The 19,843-nt window shown below is 58.4% G+C and carries 23 protein-coding genes; 7 read left to right on the forward strand and 16 right to left on the reverse strand.

What is annotated here, in order from left to right; all coding sequences use genetic code 11:
- The 4 genes from AC05QJ_RS32730 to AC05QJ_RS32745 all read left to right on the forward strand — a co-directional run bounded on the left by AC05QJ_RS32730 (position 1) and on the right by AC05QJ_RS32745 (position 1,944).
- The gene (locus tag AC05QJ_RS32730) at positions 1-315 is read left to right on the forward strand and encodes a hypothetical protein (protein ID WP_054882042.1); all 315 of its coding nucleotides are present in this window, start codon (positions 1-3) and stop codon (positions 313-315) included.
- 51 nt (positions 316-366) lie between these two features.
- Positions 367-918: a single-stranded DNA-binding protein gene (locus AC05QJ_RS32735; protein ID WP_012477636.1), complete on the forward strand. Its 552-nt coding sequence runs from the start codon at positions 367-369 to the stop codon at positions 916-918.
- A 218-nt stretch (positions 919-1,136) separates the two neighbouring features.
- A complete protein-coding gene (locus tag AC05QJ_RS32740; protein ID WP_054882043.1) occupies positions 1,137-1,391 on the forward strand; it encodes a hypothetical protein in 255 nt (84 codons plus the stop codon).
- Between the two features lie 307 nt (positions 1,392-1,698).
- Positions 1,699-1,944, forward strand: a complete 246-nt coding sequence (locus AC05QJ_RS32745; RefSeq protein WP_015272406.1) for a hypothetical protein — start codon at positions 1,699-1,701, stop codon at positions 1,942-1,944.
- 46 nt (positions 1,945-1,990) lie between these two features.
- Here the strand turns inward: AC05QJ_RS32745 and AC05QJ_RS32750 are convergent, their stop codons facing one another.
- The 4 genes from AC05QJ_RS32750 to AC05QJ_RS32765 all read right to left on the reverse strand — a co-directional run bounded on the left by AC05QJ_RS32750 (position 1,991) and on the right by AC05QJ_RS32765 (position 4,512).
- Positions 1,991-2,770 (reverse strand): SprT-like domain-containing protein, encoded by a 780-nt coding sequence (locus AC05QJ_RS32750; protein WP_012477620.1) that lies wholly within the window; start codon positions 2,768-2,770, stop codon positions 1,991-1,993.
- 268 nt (positions 2,771-3,038) lie between these two features.
- Positions 3,039-3,422 carry a plasmid stabilization protein StbC gene (gene stbC / locus AC05QJ_RS32755; protein ID WP_012477621.1) on the reverse strand — a complete coding sequence of 128 codons (384 nt, stop codon included), beginning with the start codon at positions 3,420-3,422 and terminating at the stop codon, positions 3,039-3,041.
- Positions 3,423-3,441: 19 nt separating this feature from the next.
- Entirely contained in the window at positions 3,442-4,146 is a 705-nt protein-coding gene (gene stbB, locus AC05QJ_RS32760) for a StbB family protein (protein ID WP_012477622.1), read from the reverse strand.
- A gap of 3 nt (positions 4,147-4,149) precedes the next feature.
- The gene (locus tag AC05QJ_RS32765) at positions 4,150-4,512 is read right to left on the reverse strand and encodes a hypothetical protein (RefSeq protein WP_054882044.1); all 363 of its coding nucleotides are present in this window, start codon (positions 4,510-4,512) and stop codon (positions 4,150-4,152) included.
- A gap of 494 nt (positions 4,513-5,006) precedes the next feature.
- Here AC05QJ_RS32765 and AC05QJ_RS32770 point away from each other — a divergent pair, with 494 nt between their 5' ends.
- The 3 genes from AC05QJ_RS32770 to mobF are packed head-to-tail and all read left to right on the forward strand — an operon-like array spanning position 5,007 to position 9,829.
- Positions 5,007-5,336, forward strand: coding sequence for a hypothetical protein (locus AC05QJ_RS32770; protein WP_046094785.1), 330 nt, complete (start codon positions 5,007-5,009; stop codon positions 5,334-5,336).
- The gene (locus AC05QJ_RS32775; protein WP_012477637.1) at positions 5,336-6,874 is read left to right on the forward strand and encodes a type IV secretion system DNA-binding domain-containing protein; all 1,539 of its coding nucleotides are present in this window, start codon (positions 5,336-5,338) and stop codon (positions 6,872-6,874) included. The genes AC05QJ_RS32770 and AC05QJ_RS32775 overlap by 1 nt, the downstream gene beginning before the upstream one ends.
- Positions 6,875-9,829 (forward strand): MobF family relaxase, encoded by a 2,955-nt coding sequence (mobF, locus tag AC05QJ_RS32780; RefSeq protein ID WP_054882045.1) that lies wholly within the window; start codon positions 6,875-6,877, stop codon positions 9,827-9,829. It begins immediately after the preceding gene.
- A 35-nt stretch (positions 9,830-9,864) separates the two neighbouring features.
- Here mobF and AC05QJ_RS32785 read toward each other — a convergent pair whose 3' ends face one another.
- The 12 genes from AC05QJ_RS32785 to AC05QJ_RS32840 all read right to left on the reverse strand — a co-directional run bounded on the left by AC05QJ_RS32785 (position 9,865) and on the right by AC05QJ_RS32840 (position 19,806).
- The gene (locus AC05QJ_RS32785; RefSeq protein WP_256221718.1) at positions 9,865-10,221 is read right to left on the reverse strand and encodes a hypothetical protein; all 357 of its coding nucleotides are present in this window, start codon (positions 10,219-10,221) and stop codon (positions 9,865-9,867) included.
- A gap of 219 nt (positions 10,222-10,440) precedes the next feature.
- Positions 10,441-10,614: a hypothetical protein gene (locus tag AC05QJ_RS32790; RefSeq protein ID WP_156327455.1), complete on the reverse strand. Its 174-nt coding sequence runs from the start codon at positions 10,612-10,614 to the stop codon at positions 10,441-10,443.
- Positions 10,615-10,665: 51 nt separating this feature from the next.
- Entirely contained in the window at positions 10,666-11,697 is a 1,032-nt protein-coding gene (locus AC05QJ_RS32795; protein ID WP_054882046.1) for an ATPase, T2SS/T4P/T4SS family, read from the reverse strand.
- A gap of 11 nt (positions 11,698-11,708) precedes the next feature.
- Complete coding sequence (gene virB10 / locus AC05QJ_RS32800) at positions 11,709-12,866, reverse strand: type IV secretion system protein VirB10 (RefSeq protein WP_054882047.1); 1,158 nt, start codon at positions 12,864-12,866, stop codon at positions 11,709-11,711.
- Positions 12,863-13,741: a TrbG/VirB9 family P-type conjugative transfer protein gene (locus tag AC05QJ_RS32805; RefSeq protein WP_054882048.1), complete on the reverse strand. Its 879-nt coding sequence runs from the start codon at positions 13,739-13,741 to the stop codon at positions 12,863-12,865. Before AC05QJ_RS32805 ends, virB10 begins: the two co-directional genes overlap by 4 nt.
- Positions 13,741-14,463: a VirB8 family type IV secretion system protein gene (locus AC05QJ_RS32810; protein ID WP_135192801.1), complete on the reverse strand. Its 723-nt coding sequence runs from the start codon at positions 14,461-14,463 to the stop codon at positions 13,741-13,743. The genes AC05QJ_RS32805 and AC05QJ_RS32810 overlap by 1 nt, the downstream gene beginning before the upstream one ends.
- Complete coding sequence (locus tag AC05QJ_RS32815) at positions 14,460-14,651, reverse strand: hypothetical protein (protein WP_032491391.1); 192 nt, start codon at positions 14,649-14,651, stop codon at positions 14,460-14,462. Before AC05QJ_RS32815 ends, AC05QJ_RS32810 begins: the two co-directional genes overlap by 4 nt.
- Positions 14,652-14,743: 92 nt before the next feature.
- Entirely contained in the window at positions 14,744-15,802 is a 1,059-nt protein-coding gene (locus AC05QJ_RS32820) for a TrbL/VirB6 family protein (RefSeq protein WP_054882151.1), read from the reverse strand.
- 12 nt (positions 15,803-15,814) lie between these two features.
- A complete protein-coding gene (locus tag AC05QJ_RS32825) occupies positions 15,815-16,060 on the reverse strand; it encodes an EexN family lipoprotein (protein ID WP_019692591.1) in 246 nt (81 codons plus the stop codon).
- A 5-nt stretch (positions 16,061-16,065) separates the two neighbouring features.
- Complete coding sequence (locus AC05QJ_RS32830) at positions 16,066-16,839, reverse strand: TrbJ/VirB5 family protein (RefSeq protein WP_082438073.1); 774 nt, start codon at positions 16,837-16,839, stop codon at positions 16,066-16,068.
- Position 16,840: 1 nt separating this feature from the next.
- Positions 16,841-19,489, reverse strand: a complete 2,649-nt coding sequence (locus tag AC05QJ_RS32835) for a VirB4 family type IV secretion/conjugal transfer ATPase (protein WP_054882152.1) — start codon at positions 19,487-19,489, stop codon at positions 16,841-16,843.
- A complete protein-coding gene (locus tag AC05QJ_RS32840; RefSeq protein ID WP_044275511.1) occupies positions 19,489-19,806 on the reverse strand; it encodes a VirB3 family type IV secretion system protein in 318 nt (105 codons plus the stop codon). The genes AC05QJ_RS32835 and AC05QJ_RS32840 overlap by 1 nt, the downstream gene beginning before the upstream one ends.
- Between the last annotated feature and the right edge of the window lie 37 nt (positions 19,807-19,843).

Raw genomic sequence — 19,843 nt, forward strand, 5'->3', positions numbered from 1 at the left:
ATGAATACCAGCACCTTTCTAGAGGACGGCGATTTCCTGACGAAAGAAGACTTCCTTTCGTTCGCTAAGGGGATGCGCAAACCGGAGGCGGCAACCATGGATTCTCAGGCAGTGATCCAACACCCGTTTAACGTCTGCGCGGTCATTGTTCTGGCCGATCTCATCGACCTGATCCGTTACGAGCTGGAGGTGATCGAGGACGACGAGCTGGGTTCGCGGAAAGGGGTGGACCTGTTCAATGAGATGCTGGTCAACATGCACAGCGAAACCGAAAAGCAATTGCTGATCGAAGCAATCAACGACGCATTCATTTAACCCAGCGTGCCCGGTCTAGACCGGGCACTTTCGCGAGAAAGGAGACTCATCATGGCCCGTGGCGTAAACAAAGTGATCCTCGTTGGCACTTGCGGACAAGACCCTGAAGTCCGCTATCTGCCCAACGGCAACGCCGTTACCAACCTGAGCTTGGCCACTAGCGAACAGTGGACAGACAAGCAGAGCGGCCAGAAGGTCGAGCGCACCGAGTGGCACCGCGTTTCGCTGTTCGGCAAGGTCGCGGAAATTGCCGGCGAGTACCTGCGCAAAGGCTCCCAGTGCTACATCGAGGGCAAGTTGCAGACCCGCGAATGGGAGAAGGACGGCATCAAGCGTTACACCACCGAGATCATCGTGGACATGCAAGGCACCATGCAGCTGCTGGGCGGGCGTCCGCAGAACCAACAGCAAGGCGGTGATCCGTACAATCAAGGCCAGCAGCAGGCACCCCGCCAGCAGGCACAGCGACCACAGCAGGCCCAACGGCGACCAGCGCAGCAACAGCCGCCGCAACCCTCCCCGCAGCCCGCCGCCGACTTCGACAGCTTCGACGACGATATTCCGTTCATGGATCCGTACCGCTTCACTTGGATGATGCAGTGACGCGACTGCCTTCCCCGCCCTGGACACGTCCGGGGCTTTTTTTTGCCCTGTGATCGGTGGAATTCCAGTAAACTTTAGGTCAAATATTGTTTGACGAATAGTTGACGTAAGGGCCGCTTTTTGAGATACTAACCACGTCGAAGCAATACCGCCTCGACACCCCCGGACACCAGCGGCGGCAACCGCTCCGGGGCAATCTGCGAAAGGAGATTCAACCCATGACTATCGAAACCCACATCCTGTATTTCAGCGAAGCCGAGGCCCTGCGCGAGTTCAGCGGCTTCACCGTTGAAGTGTCCCATCAGGCTCGCCCGAACCAGACCCCAGCCAACGTCACCATGTACATGATCGTTGCCCAGCGTGGCGGCATCGGTCGCCGCGAGGTGATCGCCGAGTTCCCGCTGGAACTGCACGCCACGATCTTCCGTGACATGTGCGAAGGCTTTGTGCGCAGCGAGCGCCTGACCAAGTAAACCAATCCTGGCCCGGATACCAGCGGCGGCAACCGCTCCGGGCCTTCCTCTGCGAAAAAAGGAGTTACCTATGGCTACTCAAGCCCTTCCCTCGTTCCGTGTCTTCCTGGCCCGCCTGGCCGCTTCTGCGCGCCGCGCAGCGGCCCCAGCTCGCCCGGTGCCGTCCATGCAGCAACTGGCCGAGCGCGACCAGTTAATGGAGTCCGCCGACCTTCTGACCCTCGCACGGGCTGTTAAACGGGCCTAACCCCACTACCCAACCGAGCGCCGCGGCTTCGCCCCGGCGCTCCCCGCTGGAGAACAGGATATGTACGGACACCAGACCACGCCGACCAAGGCCGCCAGGACATGCCAGGCGCTTGCCGCCGCTGCGCGCAAGGCCGAGCTGCAACACGATTGGGAAGTGGCCGCAGAGTTCTACGAGGCCGCCGCGACGTTCATCACCAAACCGGGCGAACTGGCGCACCGCGATAGCGCCGGCTTGCTGCGCAAGGCCGCCGCATGCTGGGAAGCCGGAGATCGAGGCCAGGGCGCAGGACCTGGCCACCGTTGAGGATGTGGATTGCGCAATCCAAAAGGCCCGCTTTCGCGGGCCTTTGTCATCGTGCGACCGGCTGGAATGGCGACCCGGCGCAGTGTTCGCCGCCGCAAAGAATCGCCAGTTCAGGCTTGCCCCACACCTGCGTTGCGCACTTCGGGCACCGGTACTTGACCCGGTTTGACCGGTTCGGCGGCACCTCGGGCGGCAGCTCGACCAGCTCACCGAGCGGCCCCAGTTCATCGCCGCCCTGATCCAGAGCTTGCCCCTGGCCTTCGTCCTCACCGTCTACGTCATCGACAAACCCGCGACCGTTCGAGCCGGTCGGCGGGTCAATTTGCGGTCGTTCCGGGGGGAAACGGTCGTACCACGACAGCGAGAAGTCCCGCGTCAGCAGCTCCGCGCAGCTCACGTCAAAGCGCCCGCCTGGGATGATGTAGTGATCCATTTGTTCGCCCAGGCGCTTGCCACCAGGTGCGCCGGTATTGCTGGGCATCAGGCCCAGGGCTTCCATGCGGGCGGCCCATTCCTTGTTGTGGTAGCCACGCCGGCCAGGCGCGCCAAAGTGGAACTGCCACAGGTGCACCATTTCATGGGCCAGCACCGACAGCGTTTTGCGCAATGAGCGAATCGCGAAGTAGCCGGGGTTCATGGCGATTTCATCGGTCATTTCACCGCTACGACGGGCGAAGCGCTTGCGCGAGAAGTAGCCGTAGGTTCGGCGTTCACGCTGGAGGGTGATAAGGCAGTCCGGTAGCTGGCCGTCGAACAGCTGGACGTTGAAGTGTTCATACGCCAGTTGCAGCTCGGCATAGACCTCATGAGTCGGCAGTAGCGACATGGTGACGATCCTGTCTTGTGGATTGTGCAATCCAGTTTAATAGAAGTGGATTGCGCAATCCAGGGCGAGGCCTTCGGCGCGGGCTGTCGTGCTGCGCATCGAGCCACGGCTACGCCGCGTCTCGCCCCTTCGGGCTTCCATCCCTCTCGCCTCCGCGCCCGGTTCCCAGGCGCTGCGCGCTCCGCTTGCCGCACGGGAGCGCCTGCGGCGACTCCCACAAACGGCGAGGCCGCCTTGCGGCGGCCTCAGCGTGTGTCACAACCCGGCGCTAGCCGGCAACCAAGCGGTAGAAGAGCAGGGCACCGCCCAGGCCTCCGGCCAGGCCGGCAATGCCGGCGCAGATCGCCGCCACCCATACCGTCCGCCGCTGGGTCGCGGCCAACAGGCTCTTGGCCTGGCGGTCCAGCTTCTCCAGGGCCTTGTCATGCCGTGCCTCGGTTTCCCGAATCGCGGCGGTCAGCTCCCGATTGGCCGTCACCAGCTCGGCGCGTGCGTCTTCGACCGTGGAGGCCAGGCTTGCGCCGGCCTCCTGCATCGACTGGTGGACCTCACGGGCCGCCGCGACCGCGCCCTGGAGATCGGCCAGGATCTCTTTCGAGTCGCCCAGGAACCACTCAATTAATACTTCTTCTCTCGGTTTCCTAGAATCCATCACTGGCACTCCGGTGCACTTAGGCCGTCAAAGCGGCGAAGCATTCGTCCAAGTTAGCGCGAACGGGCTTCGCGTAACTTGTCCAACGGTGAAGGCGTGCATATTCCTTGGCCTTCTCAACATCAGTTTCGGCCTTGGCCATTGCCTTGTAGTCGGTATCTTCGCCAATCAGTTGATCGAACGACATTTTGTTGGCCGCGAGATAACCATAAACGTCGCTGTCAAACAGGAACGCGCCCGGTTTGATGGTCGCCTTCTTGGTTTTCTTTACATAGTTGTAGATCGACGGAATTTCAGCTTCGGGATTATCACGGATTCGGTTCGGCAGCAGAATGATGCGATCAGGAGAAACGCCGATGGTCGCCAGCGCCTCAACAGTTTTCAAGCTTTCCTGCCAGGCCTTTTGCTCGGGAGTTACCGGAATGATGAACTGTTCAATTTCGTCAATGAAACCGTGATAGCGCGATCCAGCCTCAAAGAACGATTCGATGTTAGAAGCGCCAATGTCAATAATGGCGATATCTTCAAGTACCAAATCCTCAATCAGCTCGCCCGCTTCGCGGCCTCGCATCGTAACCACTTCGGCAATACCCAAGTCCAGGGCCGACTGGTTAATCGACTCGATGGCAAAGAATGCCGCGCCTGGCATCCGAGGGTAGAGCAGGTGCGCTGCAATAGTGGTTTTGCCGATGCTGCCGCTGTAGTTCAAGATCGCTCGTTTCATACGCTATTTCCTTTTGCCCGTATATTTATCATCAAGATCAGAGAAATCCATGGAGTGGACTTTCTCGAAATCGCTACTGGTGACGATGCGACCCTTTACGGGTGCGCCCGCCTCGGGTGGCGTTGGTTCGTCTTTCTGGATTGCGCAATCCACATCCTTTCCCTGGCCATCACTTTCCGGTCGGGGTGGCGGTGGGGTGGTCGTCGCTGGTGTTCCAGCTCGCTCCTGCCTTGCGGCCCTCGCTCGCATCAGCGCCTTGCAAAACCCGTTAAAGCCAATCCCCATCCCGTGCTCTTCTTTGAGCGTTTTCCAAACATCCTCCCGTGAGGCTCCGGCTGTCAGTGCGGCCTCGATCTCGCCGAGCATGTTCCGCACCAGGGCCGAATCGCTCCGTGGTTTTAGTCGCGATAGTGGCATCGCTTACCCCTCGTTATCGACCTCGGGCACTTTTGTCCCCTCTTTGTCTCTGATCCGTACTCTAGCCGTCCCTTTTGACTCTGGCAAGTCCCTTTTTTGTCTCTCCGGTGTCTTCACATCGTCTCTCGGTTGTCTTCAATGCGTACTCAGTGGCACCCCTGGGCGGCGAAAAGCCCCTCACGCTGCGCGTGAGGGATCAGGAGGACGCTTTTTTGCGGCCTCCGAGGGGTGCAGACGGCTATTTTCTCCCTTAAAAGCAGAGCGGTATTTTCCCTTAACGAGCTATACACCATACGCAATGCTTCGCATCGCTAAGTCGTTGAAAAATAAAGCATTTTCAACGACTCGCGAAAAAGCGTAATACCTGCGTAAGACAAAAGTGAGTGCAAGCCCTGATTTTGCTGTATTTTGTGTCTGACACACGTCAGACAAGGAGGCCATCCGTGCCCACAGTGAGCTTTCGATGCACCGAAACACAGAAAATCGAGCTGGAAGAGCGGTCCCAGGGCGACATTTCGGAGTATGTACGCCGGCAGCTTTTCCGGCAGATGGAGCAGGAGGACACGCTAGAAATGATCCTCCAGCGCCTCGATCAACGGCCTGGCGGTGACGGCCAGCCGACCGCTGGAATCGACCGCCAGTCGATGGCCATCTTGATCGAGCTGCTATTGCTTCTGCGCACCGCGTCCAAACCGGATGCTAAGAGGGAAGCCCAGGCCGAGGTCGAGCGCCTGGGCTTCGACGTATGGGATTCATCAAAGAGGGATAGCTGATGAACGAGCGCCAACGATCTCAAATCTGCCTCGCCGTCATGGTGCTGGTGCCACTGTTCGCGTGGTTCTTTACCGCCAAGCTGATGTATGGAATTGAAAAGCAAGGCGCCCGAGACAGGGTGTTCTACCTGGCGAAAAACACGTTCACCTTGTGGCCGCTTGCGGTTGCTTTAGTTGGTGGGCTGATACTCGCGATTGCGTTGTGCGTGCTTATCGTGAAGTTGAGCAAGACCACTTTTGCCGGCGCTCACTTTGATAAGTATTTCCGTGGTAGCCAACTTGTCTCCCAGCGTGAGCTTAAACGACTGACAAAGGAGAAAGAGGAACAAATAACTATTGCCGGGGTGCCTGTTCCTATTGCTGCCGAGGCGACACACTTCTCAGTTGGCGGGGCCACGGGTACGGGTAAGAGTACGATTTTCCGCGAAATGATGTATGGCTGCATGCAGCGGAAAGATCGCATGGTAATCCTTGATCCCGATGGAGAGTTCCTATCTACCTTCTACCGCAAGGGCGATAAAATCCTGAATCCATATGATGCCAGGACGGAAGGTTGGAACTTCTATAACGAAATCCGTAGTCACTACGATTTCGAGCGCTACGCAAAATCCATTATTCAAGTTTCAGACAGTAACGACTCGGAAGAATGGAACCAGTATGGCCGTCTGCTGTTCGCAGAGGTGGCCAAGAAGCTGTATAACACCACGCGCAACCCTGGCATGCGGGAAGTATTCCGATGGACTAACGAGTGCGACTCGGAAACTCTCCAGGCTTTTGTAAAAGGCACAAGAGCCGTATCTTTGTTTACTGAAAACGAGCGCGCTACAGGCAGCGTCCGGTTTGTCCTCAGTAATAAACTACCTGCGCATTTTGATATGCCACCAGGCAATTTTTCGCTGCGCCAGTGGTGCGAAGATCCTAACGGCGGCAACTTGTTTATCACTTGGGACGAGAACATGCGCGAAGCGCTGCGCCCATTGATTAGTTGCTGGGTGGATACCATTTTCACCAGCATTCTTGGGATGAAGTCCAATCCCAAGCGCCGGATCTGGACCTTCCTTGACGAGCTGGAATCGCTGCAACGACTGCCCACCCTGGGCGACATGTTGACTCGGGGCCGGAAGAAGGGCGGTTGCGTGGTATCTGGCTACCAGTCCTACACCCAGCTCGAATCCGTGTATGGCGAGAAACTGGCTGAAACGATGCTGGCCAACCACCGGACAATGGTTGCCCTGGCCGTTGGCCGCATGGGTACGGCAACCGCCGAACGCATGTCCAAAGCCTTGAGCGAGCATGAAGTACTGCGCACCAAGGAAGGCCGCAGCTCGCGCTGGGGTGACTGGGGCACTCGCAGCGAGAACGAGGATGTGAAACCCGAGCGCATCGTTATGTCGTCGGAGATCATGGCTTTGAACAACCTCGAAGGCTTCCTGTCGTTCCCCGGAAGCATCCCGATTGCGCGTGTGACCATCGACCCGATCAACTTCACCCGCACGAACCCGGTACCGGGCATCGTCCCAAACCTTGAGATCATCTAAATGCTCGATATCACGACCATTTCTCGGCAATCACTGGGCAAAGTCGTGTCGTACTACGCGGATGGTGCGGATGACTACTACGCAAAAGACGGCGGCGCCATGCAATGGCAAGGTGCCGGCGCCGAGGCATTGGGCCTGTCCGGGGAAGTAGAGCAGGCCCGATTCCGCGAGCTATTGGATGGCCGAATTAGCGACAGCACGAAGCTCATGCGCACTGTCAAAGAGGCTGATGGCAAAGTGGTCAGCAAGGAAAGGCTTGGGTATGACCTCACCTTTTCAGCGCCCAAAGGTGTGTCGCTCCAGGCCTTGGTCCACGGTGACGCCAGCATTATCGAAGCCCACGATAAGGCGGTGGCAGCAGCCATTCGCGAGGCTGAACGGTTGTCCCAGGCCCGAATAACGGTCAACAAGAAGACCGGTACCGAGAACACCAACAACTTGGTGGTGGCCAAGTTCCGACACGAAACCTCACGCGCCCTGGACCCCGACCTGCATACCCATGCGTTCGTGCTGAACATGACCCAGCGTAGCGACGGCGAATGGCGGGCACTGAAAAATGACGGTGTGTTCAATTCGTCCATGTTCCTGGGCAACGTCTACAAGGCGGAACTGGCCCGCGAGCTGGAAAAGGCCGGCTTCCAGTTGCGCTATGAGCGCAACGGTACATTCGACCTGGCGCATTTCTCCGACGAGCAGATCCGCGAATTCAGTTCGCGCAGCCAGCAGATCGAGGCAGCGCTAGCGGCGAAAGGCCTGGACCGCAGCACAGCGTCGTATGCTGAAAAGAACCAGGCCGCGCTGGCCACCCGCGACAAAAAGCAGGGTGGAATCGACCGCGAAGAATTGCGCCAGGTTTGGCTTGAACGGTCGAGGGCTTTGGGTATCGACTACCACAGCCGCGAGTGGGCCGGCGTCGGCGCCGATGCGCAGGGCGGCAGGGAGCGAAACAGCGCCGCCACTCCGCAGATCGAGAAGCCCCTGGAGTACCGTGCCGACCAGGTGATCGAATTCGCGATCAAGAGTCTGACCGAGCGCCAGGCGGTTATCGGTCAGAAGGAGCTGATGGATACCGCGCTGCGCCACGGGTACGGCGCCCTCACCATCGACGACGTGCGCGCCGGCATCGAGCGGCGTGCCGCATCTGGCCACCTGATCCGCGAGGAACCGCTTTACTCTTCACAAAACCCTGCCGATGGAAAGAAGGGGAAGGCCGCCGAGAAGGCCCGCGAAGAGGCGCCACAGCTCAGCCGCAAGGAATGGGTGGCAACCCTTGTCCGCGCCGGCAAATCGCGCTCAGAGGCCGCCAGGCTCGTTGATGAGGGCATCCGCACCGGACGGCTGCGCCAGGGTGAAAACCGTTTTACCACGCACATCGCGCAGAAGCGCGAACGCGAGGTGCTGCAAATCGAGCGAATGGGGCGCGGTACGGTTGAGCCACGGATCTCTAAAGAAGCCGCCGAAGCCTTCCTTGCCGATCGGGGCTTGAAGGCGGAACAGCAGGCCTCGGTGATGCGGATCGCCCGCACACAAAACCAGTTCATCGGCGTCCAGGGCTTTGCCGGCGTCGGCAAAAGCTACATGACTGTAGCGGCCAAGGATCTGCTGGAGGCGAACGGATACCGTGTCACCAGCCTGGCGCCCTATGGTAGCCAGGTGAAGGCGCTCCAGGCCGAGGGTCTGGAGGCTCGTACTCTGCAATCGTTCCTCAAGGCCCGCGATAAGAAGATCGACAGCAACACCGTCGTGTTCATCGACGAGGCCGGCGTAATACCTGCGCGGCAGATGCACGAAGCCATGAAAACCATCGAGGCTGCCGGCGCCCGCGTGGTCTTCCTGGGCGACGTAGCACAAACCAAAGCCATCGAGGCCGGCAAACCCTTCGAGCAGCTGATGAAAGCCGGCATGGAAACGTCCCGGCTGACCGACATTCAGCGGCAGAAGGACCCGCAATTGCTGGAGGCGGTGAAGCTGGCCGCCGAGGGTAAAGCCAAGCAATCGCTGCCACTGGTGAACGAGATACGCGAGATCAAGGAAGACGGGGCACGCTACCAGGCGATTGTCGACGCCTACGCCAAAATGACGAAGGCCGAGCGTGACCAGGCTCTAATTATCACCGGTACCAACGCCAGTCGGATCCAAATCAACGAAGGCGTGCGGGAGGCGCTGGGACTGAAAGGGCAGGGCGCGGAGTATCCATTGCTCAACCGTCTGGATACGACCCAAGCCGAGCGCCGGCACAGTAAATACTACGGCAAGGGCAGCATTGTCGTCCCCGAGGTGGACTATAAGAACGGGCTGCAACGTGGCGTACAGTACGTGGTACTCGACACCGGCCCCGGCAACAAACTCACCGTGCGCGGGCCAGAAGGCGAGACGCTGCAATTCACTCCAGCCCGTTGTACAAAGCTTTCGGTCTACAGCGTCGAGAGAACAGAGCTTGCCGCTGGGGATCAGGTGAAAATCACCCGAAACGACGCTGAAAAGGACTTGGCCAACGGCGACCGATTTGTGGTGAAGGAGATCCACAGCGACCGCGTGGTGCTCGAAGGAGACAAAGGCCGCCAGGTCGAGCTGGACACAGCATCGGCTATGTTCGTCGGCCTGGCCTATGCTTCGACCGTTCACAGCGCCCAGGGTCTCACCTGCGACAAGGTGCTCATCAACCTTGAAACCCAATCGCGCACCACCGCCAAGGACGTGTACTACGTGGCTATCAGCCGCGCCCGTCATGCAGCGGAAATCTTCACCGATAACCGGCAGAAGCTGGGGGATGCGATCAGCCGCTTGAACGCCAAGGCCGGCGCCCTGGATATCAAGCAGCTCCAGCGGCATGCGCTCGAGCGCAAAGGGCACGACCAGGCTGGCAAACAGAAGGACGCCGTGCAGAAGCAACAGCAAGGCCAGCAATTGCCGGCCAAACAGCCCAAAGAAAAGGGCAGGGCATTCGGTCTGTAATCAGCAAAGGGGCTTCGGCCCCTTTTTGCTGCCCGCTAGACGCCTCTCGACCGGCGCATGTCTGCGATGCGCTCATGCGACACGCCTGCGAGTTTGGCCAGCACGTTATTCGGGACCAGGCCGAACAAGTGCGCGTACCGCTCCGCACGCGATACCCGGCGATAGGGAGCAATGCCCAGGTACTGCTGGCGAGCTTCCACAACCCCAATGGGTACGCCCACTTCGCGGCTGATCTTGGCGGCAGACATGGTGCCCAGGAGCGATTCGTAACCGAGTCCGGGGCCGTGGTAGTCCTCGACAGGCGCCGGCCTGGCCAGGTCAGGGGAGGGCGCCACAGCATCCAGGCCGAACGCCTCGCGCAGCGCCTGCACGACTTGGGGTTTGGGGAGCAATGGAACCGAAAACCAACGTAAGCACGAATTAGAGTTCGCTTTACTCGTATGTGACTGTTGATTGGAGAACTCTGATTGTCGAAACGAGTTTATCGAACCGCTTTTCGGATGTTTACGGTCCTTCCTGATGTTCGTTAAAGCGGTTTCATAAAACGGTGGTTTTATCGTACTCCCCAGACAGAGCGCTGGTTTGCGGGCAGGTACTGGGCTTAAGTGCGTTTACTGTTCCATTGCTCCCCGAACCCCTTCCACGCCGCTACGACCAATCAGCAGCAGCTGGTCGTAGACATCGCCTGTTTGTGGCTCGCCACAACCCATGGCGATAAGGCTTTCACGTACCGCCTTGGTGATCTCGTTGGCGGTGGCAGTCCAGATATTGGTTGCTTCGGTCATGCGTACTACTCCTTGGGTTTAGCCCTGCAGGGCGCTAAGCGGCTTGAGTTCCTACACCGCTGCCATTGCTTGTTTCTTGAACATCGGGTCGTACAGGATTTCCAGCACTTCACGTTTTTCCATGTACACGACCACATCCAACGTGGTGTTGATGGTCTTCATGATTACGTCGTAGTCGAGCGCCCGACCGATTTCCGAGGCCTTTACCAACGTGGCGATACGCGCAGGAGTGCTGGCCGCGCTGTCAGCGTGCGTCGAGAAAATGCCCCCAGGGTGCCCCGTGTTCGCGCCGGCCAGGTAGTCCCAGGCTGCATCGTCGCGCAGCTCGGTCAGGAAGATTCGGTCCGGGGACAGGCGCATGCACAGCTTGAGGCATTCACGGGCCGACATTCGCCCGTCGCCTTCGCCGTACATCAGATAGCCCACCTCATCGAGCCGGTTATCGTCGATTTCGTGCGTATCTTCCATCAGCAGCACACGTTCAACCGTAGGCACCGCCCCCATCAGCGAGCGGGTGAGAGTGGTTTTGCCGGAGCCGGTAGGACCGGCTACGGCAATGTTCCGCTTAGTCTTGACGGCCAGCGTCAAGAAGCCTTCCACGTCCCCCTTTTCCAACAGCGCAAGCAACTCTTCCTCGAACGGCTCAAGAGAGAACTGTTCAGACTGCTTACGGTGTCGCACCTTGGCAAAGCGGCCTTCCTGGGCAAGCTGGGCCAGGCTCTTCGATACGGGCAAATGCTTACGAATCGACATGAGCATGGTCCCCTCGACAGTCGCAGGGGGCCAGCAGAACGTCCCCCGAGATCCGTCCGGCAACTTCACGTAGCTGATAGGCGTGCGGCCGAGTCCGTTCAGGCTCAGTAGATGGTCATTCAAGGCCCACAGGTAGTCGTAGGTGATCCGTGGGTCGGCGTGCAAGACACGCCCTTTGGGCGTGTCACATACCACCTGGCCGAACTTGTTCACCCGAATCTCGAACACTTCTGGATCGTCGAGGTACTTCCGCAGCGGGGCGAAGTTCGCCGCCGCCAGGGCCATGTCCATGTCTGCTAAAGCCAGGTCGCGCTCGGTCGCAATATCCATATGTGCCTCCCTCACTCCACCATTTCCAGGCCATACACATCGCTGAAATCAACGTCACGCGGCACGAAGATCGAAACGGCTTCGCCGTGATTGACGGTCAGGGTTGGCGGGATGTTGATAGTGGCGCGCAATACTTCGCGGGCCAGCGAATCGGAGGTGTTCGAGGTGTTGTCGAGGTTCACGGTCGTGTCGCTGTCCGACTTGTCGGTGGAGTTCACCAGGGCCTGCATCAGACCACGGCTCAGGTCACTGAACACGGAAATGAACATGGCACCACCGAAGCGATCCCAAAAGTGGGTATCGACCTGCCCAGGAATGCCGGCGCTACCGAGGCGGTTGGTACCAGGCGCATCGAGGTAGGCCACGGCGCCGTCGCGGTTGCGAACCCGCGACCACAGTACAAAGGCCCTGGCCTGGCCCATCAGGATGCCGCCACTGACTTCGCCTGTGATCTTCGCGCCCTTGTCGATCAGCACCACCGAACCGTCAGCCGAACGAACCTCCTTCGACACTTGGCAGGAAACGAAGCCGGGAACAGTGGTATCCAGCTCGGTGATCGTGCCGCAGTTAATCATCGTGCCAGCGGCTATCGACATGCTCATGTTTTTCATGAGTGTCGCCCTGGATGCAGTGTACCGGGCGCTATTCATGCGTGTGGCCAACTCCGAACTGCCACTGCTGGTTTGTACCGGCTCGGCCTTCTCACCACGACTAGGCGTAGCGACTGCACCCTGGGAGCGCATTTCCTCTGTCCCGCTCGACGCACTGAGCCGGCGCTGCATGGCCTTTTGCTCAGGCGTTAGCTCGACCTTGCCCTGCTGTGCGGGCTGAGCCGGTTGCACCGGCTGCTGGTAGGTACTGGCGGCTTGCGCCTGCTCGGCTGGCTGCTCGGCAGGTTCGTCCTCGGCGTTCGCAGGTGTGGTTGCGAAGCTCACACCCGGCAAGTTCCTGGCCTTGTTGGGCGAGGCTTTTTCGGCCTGTTCCTGCTGCTGGAGTTTCGGCGCAATCACATTGTTGTAGACGATCCAGCTAATGAGACACAGGGCAATCAGGAACAACACGCCGATGAACGCTCGCAGGCCTGGCACTTTCTTTTTCGGCCCACCATCGAACCCGCCCCGGTCGTCCTCGAACGTGTCCAGTTCGTCGATATTTACGTCGCGGCTCATTCCTCACCCCCTTTCAACACGCGCTTAACCACGGGCGAGTTGGTGCCGGTCTTGCTAGCGCCCAACGCCGGGTTGTAACCGCCATTGACTACACCCACCACGCGATCACCCAGGCGAACCCGCCATTCACGCGCCGTTGTCTCGGCCACGATGATGTTGGAATACTCGCCCTCGATGTGCGTCTGCGGGATGGTTTCCTTGCCATCCGGGCCAATCATGTAGACGTTTGGCAACGCTGCATTGGCCGGAAACTCGAAGTAGGTAAAGCGGAAATCATCCCAGGTGTGGGTCGGCCTGATCTCCAGGCTGTTCTCATCATCGGAGCGGGTATAGGCGATGTTCACTGGCCCGTTATTACCCTTGGCCAGCGCCTCGCGGACGCGTCGTTCTTCGAGCTTTTTGTTAGCAACCTTCATGTCTTCAAACGGGTATTTGAAGATGACGCCTACCGTGGCTTTGCGCATGCTCCAGGGCGTCTTGATGAACTCTTCTTTCACTTGTCCATCAGGGCCTTTGACGGCATTGCTGCCGATGTAGTGCAGCAGGAAGTAGTACGTCCGCTTGCTGGTCACCACGGTCAGGTTGGTGTCGCTCAGTTCGGCAATTGGCCGGATGAATACGTTGTTGTCCTTGTTGACCAGCTCCCAGGCGCTTTTCGCACCGAAGTTATGCGTCACGTAGACCTCATCCGGGGCAAATTGGATGAGCGTTTGCAGGCCCACCACCCCGTCAATCTGAACAACGTCCATCGGGTTGTAGATCACCGTCTTGATCCGATAGTCGTAGGGGCTGTCTGTCTTCTCGTTGAGCGCCAGGGCAGGCGCCGATACCAGCGCCGCAGCCAAGGCAGTTGCAATAGCGAATTTGAGATTCATTATCGGCCCCCCCCACTGGCAACAGATTCGGCATTGACTCGGTACGAGTAGACGCGGAATCCAGCCGGGTTGATGTAGCGCTGCGCCGCCGTCAGCTCCATGTTGTCGTAGCGATAGGACAGGGTAGCGATCCAGAATTGCGGAGCCTCATCCGCACCACGGGTGCGGTATTTTTCAGTGGTAGAGAAGCGAACCGTAGCGATACCTGTTTCACGGTCGAGGATGACCGAGGAAACCTTGACCTTGACAGACTTGCGGTCGCCGACGGTCTTGTCCATGGCTTCCTTGGTGCCCCACTTGTAGCGCTTCTGGTAATCCTCGGCCACATCAGGGCCGGCCATCAGACCGATAGCGTCATAGTCTGCCTGCGCCGTGTTGAACTCGTAGCTTTCGTAATGGCGGATGAACGTAGAAACCCAGTAGGTATCTGCTACATCGCCATAGCTGGATTGCGGGGTCAGCAACGACACCTGCTGGATAGTGCCGTCACTATTCATAACCAGCATGTGCGCCGGGACCGGCTGGCTGTAGCGGTACATGGTGAAGCCGGTCACGGCCAACGCCACGCCGGCCAGAGCACCCAGGCCAGTCGCTACCCACCAGGCAACTCGACGGGATTTCAGCACCTCATCGAGCAGATCCGTTTCCAGGTTCTGGCGTTCTTCTTGGAACACGGCCATGTCGGCCTTGGTAATTGCCTCGTTCTTATCAGCCCGACTCATTCTTTACGTTCTCCATTCGTGGCCTGGGGAATTACCCCAGGGCGTCCTACTAGGGCGCTGGGCAACGTCTTGTTGACCGGCACCAAATTGGTCATGTCAGGCTCAGGTGCGGGCTTGGGCTTGCTTGCGCATCCAGCCAGAGCCGCAACCAGTAAGATCCCGACCAATCCCGTCGAAAACCGCACCATGTGATTTACCTCAGATGAGAAAAAGACAGGGCCATAATAAATCCCTGAAATTATAATTTCAAGGACTTATTACAGCCCAAATGTGATTCCGTTTAGCCTGCTCGGCGTGAACCTCTGGCCATGCCCTGCATGGCAGTACCCACAGCACTTGCCGCTGCGCCGGCTGGACCGGCTGCCGCACCTGCCGCTGCTCCAGCAGCTGCACCACCACCGGCACCTGCACCAGCACCCGCACCAGAGCCAGCGCCGGCTCCGCCGCCTTTTCCGGCGTTACCACCGCCACCCTTGCCTGGGCGTTGACGACCCGGTACGAACTGCACCGAGACACCACTACCCCAGGACGCGGCCAGGTCGGGGATCTTCTTGAGGACAAACCACGTCACCACGGTCAGAAGGCCGCAGGTGATGATTGGTACCAAGATCGGCGAGTTGGCTGCCGGGTCTGCCGCCGCCGCCACTGCTTTGCCGTAAAACTTCATCAGCAGGCCGAAGGTGGCGGACAGCAGGATGGTTATCAGCCCGAAGTTGATAACCGAACCGATCCACTTCGAGAACAGGTCGCGCAGGGAGTCGAACATCAGGCACATGATAAAGATCGGCCCGAAACAGACCGCGATGGCCAGCATAAACTTGGCCATCAGGATCAGGGCCGCGCCAATGCCGCAGACCAGCACCGTGGAAAGAAGCACCGCAGCCGCCAACAAGAAGCTCGCAAGGCCTGCACCACTGGTCACGCCTGCGTTATCAAAGGCACGCTGCGCGGTTTTCAAGCCATTTTCCAGCGCCTTGTCGATGGTACTGGCGACTTCGTTCTGCACGTTGGAACCCGACTTGCCATCGACAATCAGGATCGAGGCGAACTCATCGGGTGTTTTCAGCGCCACATCTGCGAGTTCGGTCTGATACCAACCGCCCGCCGACGATATGCTGAGAATGAGGCCCCAGAATGCGAACTTCTTGAGCATGTCTGTCAGCGGCTCGCCGTCGCCGCCGTAGAGTTTAAAGGCGCCTTCGACCATGAGAACAATGGTTAAACCCAGGGCAACCAACGGTGTCACAGCGGCAATGATGGTCGCCACGTTCGACGCCACCAGCTCCTTGGACACTTCGTCCATGTAGCTGAATATCTGAGTCGTTGCGTTATAAGCCATTGTTCACCCCCGTCACTTCTTATCGAGCTTGAGGTCGATGCTGTAATCCGACTGCCCTTTGCCCATGGTCACGACTTGAGCCTCAGCGGCCAGGGCATTCTGGCAATCAGCGCTCACCTGCTCTTTGGCATCGTTACGGCACTCGGCAACGCGAACCGCCCGTTCCTTGTCATGCTGCATGTACCACTCTTTGGTGTTGGCCTCACCACAAGCGGCCAGGGCAGCGAAGAGTGGCAACAGGCATACGATCTTTTTCATAACGGTCATTCCGTGAGGTTAGGGGCTTCAAGATTGTCGTTCTGATCGCCAATGACATAGCGGCGAACGGCAGTCTGTTGTTGTTGTTGCAGTACCTTGTCTTGCGACTGCTGGAGGATGGCCATCAGTTGCAACTTGGCTTGCTCGCCCTGGATCGCGCCTTGAGCGGTCGAGATTCTGGCTTGCAGATCAGCGATTTCTTTCTGCGACGTGGTTGTGTCGATCTGGTTGGTCAGCGTCTGGATATCTTCCAGTTCGCGCATCTGGTTGTTGTAGGCCTGCTGCGCCATTACGCGGTCATATGCCCCTTTTTCCTTGAGACGCTGGTTCACCAGGTCCAGTGCCTCGGTTCGTCCCATGTTCTCGACCTCGCTATCGAACTGGGTGAGCATGTCGCGCACAGAGCCTGTGATGCTCGAATTGCTGTTCATCGCGTCGGAGTAAACCTTGCTCCAGTCAGCCGGCAGGTTCTTCTGCAATGCATCAGCACTACCAGGCAGCATCCCACCAAATCCGCGTGCGCCGGTCATAGAGGCGTACATGCCTTCTTGGGTTTCCAGCTGCGACTTGAGGTTGGCCAACTGCTGGACCATGTTCTGGACTTGCAGCGCCGTGTTGGCCAGCACGGCAGGGTCTTCGACAACGACTTGTGCATGCGAGACGCTTGCGGCCCCCAGGAAGATGGCCATCGTGCAGCTCCGCACGATGGCTTTTACCTTGAGCGCCGGCAGACGCATTACGTCCTGGGTGTCCGCAGCGGCGAAAACGTACTTTTCCATGTCAGTTGCTCCTGTTCTGTTGCTTGGGTAAAACCGCTTCCCAATACTTCGGCAGCCAAACCTCTGGCTTGGCGTTTGGATTGGCGGCAAGGATGCTTTCCAGGCGATCCGCATTGTCCGGGGTGCCCGAAAGGATGCTTATTGCCTTCTCCATCCCGCGCAGATCCATAGTTGCAATGGCCGATTGACTGCCCTGCTTGACCAAGAACTGACGGCTGAACTCAGGGATGTTTAGCAGCGCCTGATATTCCGCCTCGGTCAGTTTCAGCCCCTTCATGTAGTCCACGGGGTCTGCTTCCGGGTTTTCCAGCAGGATCTTGGTCACGCACTGCTGCATGATCGTTTTGCCGATCCGGCTTTCCAGGGCGTCGTTTGGTTCCTGCGTGGAGAAGACGTAGATCGCGTCCTTTTTCCGGTCGGTCTTCAAACCGCGCTTCACTTCCACATCCATGTAGGGATCGTCCAGATACTGGGCGAATTCATCGAACACCTGAATTACGCGGCAGCTACCATCGATGGCCAGGCGCACGCGATAGAACAGGTACATCAGCAACGGCGTGCGGGCTTGTGGGGCCGGTTGATCCGGGGCCACGATAAAGTCGGTCAGATCGAAACCAAACACCTTGTGCGTGTCGAAGGTCAGGGCGTCGGACGGGTTATCGAACAACCAACCATGTTCACCACCTCGGCACCAGGGCTTGAGCATTTCAGCCAGGGACAATTTCTGCTGGTTGTTGACTCGCGCCGCTGCCGGGATCTGCCGCCAAATCGCATAGAACGAACGCAGCTCTTTGTCGACCAGGCCACTGACCATCACATGGTCAACAGCTTTGCCGATGAGTTCCACGTCGGTCTGTTCAATCGGGCCGCCGTTCGTGGTTTCCGCGCAAATCCTGATCAGACGCTTGACCATGGCAACGTTGGCGGTAGTCGGCTCGATTTGCGCCGGCTGCCAGCCCGTCGATTCGCCCTCGCGCAGCACGGTATAGCGCCCTTCCAGGGACGTCACCAGGGGCATCATGCCCCGGTCTTTGTCGTAGCAGATAACCCGTGGCTCGAACTTGCTGGACTGGGTAATCAACGCATTGAGCAGGGTCGTCTTACCGGCACCGGTCTGGCCGAGGATCAGGGTGTGGCCTGGCGGACGCTTGCCGAACGACTGTTCTTCCATCGGCGACACGTGCCAGTTGAAGAACAGCGGCGTACCTGCCGTGGTCTTGAACAACGTGACTGCTGGTCCCCAGGGGTTGTTGTTCGCCTTGCCAGTCATGAAGCCGTGAAACGGCGAGAAGCACAGGAAGTTCCAGCTATTCACTGGGACCGGGCGGGGAACATACGCATGGTTGGCCGGCAGCATTGCGTAAAAGGCAGCCTCGGAAGCGAGGCCAACCGAGTCAGCCTTGATACCGCAGTCGGTCATCATGCCCTTGGCTTTGCGGGCCAGCTTCTGTACGTCTTTCGCAGTGTTTGCCCAAACGTGGATGGTCGCGTGATGGAAACCCATGACAAACCGCCGCGAGGTCACATCGTCCTCGGCGTCTTCCAACTGCCGAATCTGCGACTTGCCCTTGTCCTTGGTTTCCAGCATCGATTTCTGCTGGTTAGACAGGAACGTCTGAGCAGCCCCCAGCGACATGCAGCAATAGGATTGGGTCAGCACGTATTCAAAATCAGCTTCCATCAGCAGGTTCAGCTGGCCAGGCTCCGTCTCATCGTCGTAATCGACGATCTCAACACCAGCCAAGTAATCAATACCATCGAAGCGGCGGCGCTGGATAATGTCGCCCCAAATAGAGGATACGGGCCGGGTTTCCACCAAATACGAACGAATCTTCGAGCGGCAGACGGGTACTGGCTGCCAGTAACCGTTGATGAGGAACGACAGCCATTCCAGGGCAGTAGAAAATGCCCGAAGGCTCCCGGCGCTTTCTGACGCAGGAACTGCCGGCGCTGGTGCGGTCTTCACCGTATCGGCCAGAAGGTCGTCAGGATCGATATCGAAGGCATCAGCCTCAAGCCCGGTTTCATCAGCCAGCCAGGTGTCATCTTCCTGATTCTCGGCAGTGGCGATTTCGCCGCGGCTGTTGCGATAGTAGACGCCCAACCGCTCAATACCGTAAGGCTTGAGCGTGTGCATGACACGGCTGCTGATCTCTTCCAGGGCGTTCAACGCCTCGTTGCGCATGTCTACCAACTCTTCGCGGGTTGGTCGCTCCATCTTGGAAAAGACCTTCTGCGCCAGGTCGCCTACGGGGTTGTAAACCACCGTGAGGTAGAGATCATTCACCATCAGCGGCTTAGACTGGAAGCTCTTGCGGTAGCTGTCGTCAAAGTGCTGGGCGAACGCCAAGTTCCACTCCGTTTCCGGGTAGTCGTTGACCTCGCGGTGATGCTGATGGGTCCAATACTTGACGTGCTCGGTGCTGATCTGCCTGAACATGGTGTTCAGATCTCGGTGCCAGCGGATCAGGTCGAGATCCGAGGCACAATCGTGCGTGCGACCACGAAGCTTGAAGATCGTCAGCAGCTCGCCGTTTTCCGTGCTGATTACGTGGTCGGTGATGTGGTGTTGATACGGTACGAATTTTTTGAAGGAAGGTTCCTTCGTGAATTTTTTGACGCTCTTTACATCGCGGGCTGTTACGGCCATTAGTCTTGATCTCCGTAGTCCCTGGGCGAGTAACTAGACCCGCCCCACAAGTTCGTAAAAGACGATTCAGACCTGTTCACAATCTTGGTCTTCCAAGCCAGGTAGAGAATCCGAAAAGCTCGGTCATCGTGCTTGGTGATGCACCATTCGATGACAAACAGGAACACGAATACCCCAATGGCCCACAGGTGAATGAACTGGAACAACGCGCCGCAGAACATGAAGGTGACGAGCAACACAGTTCTAGGCACACCAGCTAAGGTCGGCAACCGAGTTGCCCCTTTGAACAAGGGGAACCGTCCTTGTGAGAAATTCAATTCGATAACCTCCCAAGGGCGGGACCAGCAGGTCCCA

The organism is Pseudomonas sp. TUM25319, assembly GCF_056388475.1.

Coding starts and splice junctions, on each gene's coding strand:
- AC05QJ_RS32730 (WP_054882042.1), top strand. CDS start 1: ATGAATACCAGCACCTTTCTAGAGGACGGCGATTTCCTGACGAAAGAA.
- AC05QJ_RS32735 (WP_012477636.1), top strand. CDS start 367: ATGGCCCGTGGCGTAAACAAAGTGATCCTCGTTGGCACTTGCGGACAA.
- AC05QJ_RS32740 (WP_054882043.1), top strand. CDS start 1,137: ATGACTATCGAAACCCACATCCTGTATTTCAGCGAAGCCGAGGCCCTG.
- AC05QJ_RS32745 (WP_015272406.1), top strand. CDS start 1,699: ATGTACGGACACCAGACCACGCCGACCAAGGCCGCCAGGACATGCCAG.
- AC05QJ_RS32750 (WP_012477620.1), bottom strand. CDS start 2,770: ATGTCGCTACTGCCGACTCATGAGGTCTATGCCGAGCTGCAACTGGCG.
- stbC (WP_012477621.1), bottom strand. CDS start 3,422: ATGGATTCTAGGAAACCGAGAGAAGAAGTATTAATTGAGTGGTTCCTG.
- stbB (WP_012477622.1), bottom strand. CDS start 4,146: ATGAAACGAGCGATCTTGAACTACAGCGGCAGCATCGGCAAAACCACT.
- AC05QJ_RS32765 (WP_054882044.1), bottom strand. CDS start 4,512: ATGCTCGGCGAGATCGAGGCCGCACTGACAGCCGGAGCCTCACGGGAG.
- AC05QJ_RS32775 (WP_012477637.1), top strand. CDS start 5,336: ATGAACGAGCGCCAACGATCTCAAATCTGCCTCGCCGTCATGGTGCTG.
- mobF (WP_054882045.1), top strand. CDS start 6,875: ATGCTCGATATCACGACCATTTCTCGGCAATCACTGGGCAAAGTCGTG.
- AC05QJ_RS32790 (WP_156327455.1), bottom strand. CDS start 10,614: ATGACCGAAGCAACCAATATCTGGACTGCCACCGCCAACGAGATCACC.
- AC05QJ_RS32795 (WP_054882046.1), bottom strand. CDS start 11,697: ATGGATATTGCGACCGAGCGCGACCTGGCTTTAGCAGACATGGACATG.
- virB10 (WP_054882047.1), bottom strand. CDS start 12,866: ATGAGCCGCGACGTAAATATCGACGAACTGGACACGTTCGAGGACGAC.
- AC05QJ_RS32805 (WP_054882048.1), bottom strand. CDS start 13,741: ATGAATCTCAAATTCGCTATTGCAACTGCCTTGGCTGCGGCGCTGGTA.
- AC05QJ_RS32810 (WP_135192801.1), bottom strand. CDS start 14,463: ATGAGTCGGGCTGATAAGAACGAGGCAATTACCAAGGCCGACATGGCC.
- AC05QJ_RS32815 (WP_032491391.1), bottom strand. CDS start 14,651: ATGGTGCGGTTTTCGACGGGATTGGTCGGGATCTTACTGGTTGCGGCT.
- AC05QJ_RS32820 (WP_054882151.1), bottom strand. CDS start 15,802: ATGGCTTATAACGCAACGACTCAGATATTCAGCTACATGGACGAAGTG.
- AC05QJ_RS32825 (WP_019692591.1), bottom strand. CDS start 16,060: ATGAAAAAGATCGTATGCCTGTTGCCACTCTTCGCTGCCCTGGCCGCT.
- AC05QJ_RS32830 (WP_082438073.1), bottom strand. CDS start 16,839: ATGGAAAAGTACGTTTTCGCCGCTGCGGACACCCAGGACGTAATGCGT.
- AC05QJ_RS32835 (WP_054882152.1), bottom strand. CDS start 19,489: ATGGCCGTAACAGCCCGCGATGTAAAGAGCGTCAAAAAATTCACGAAG.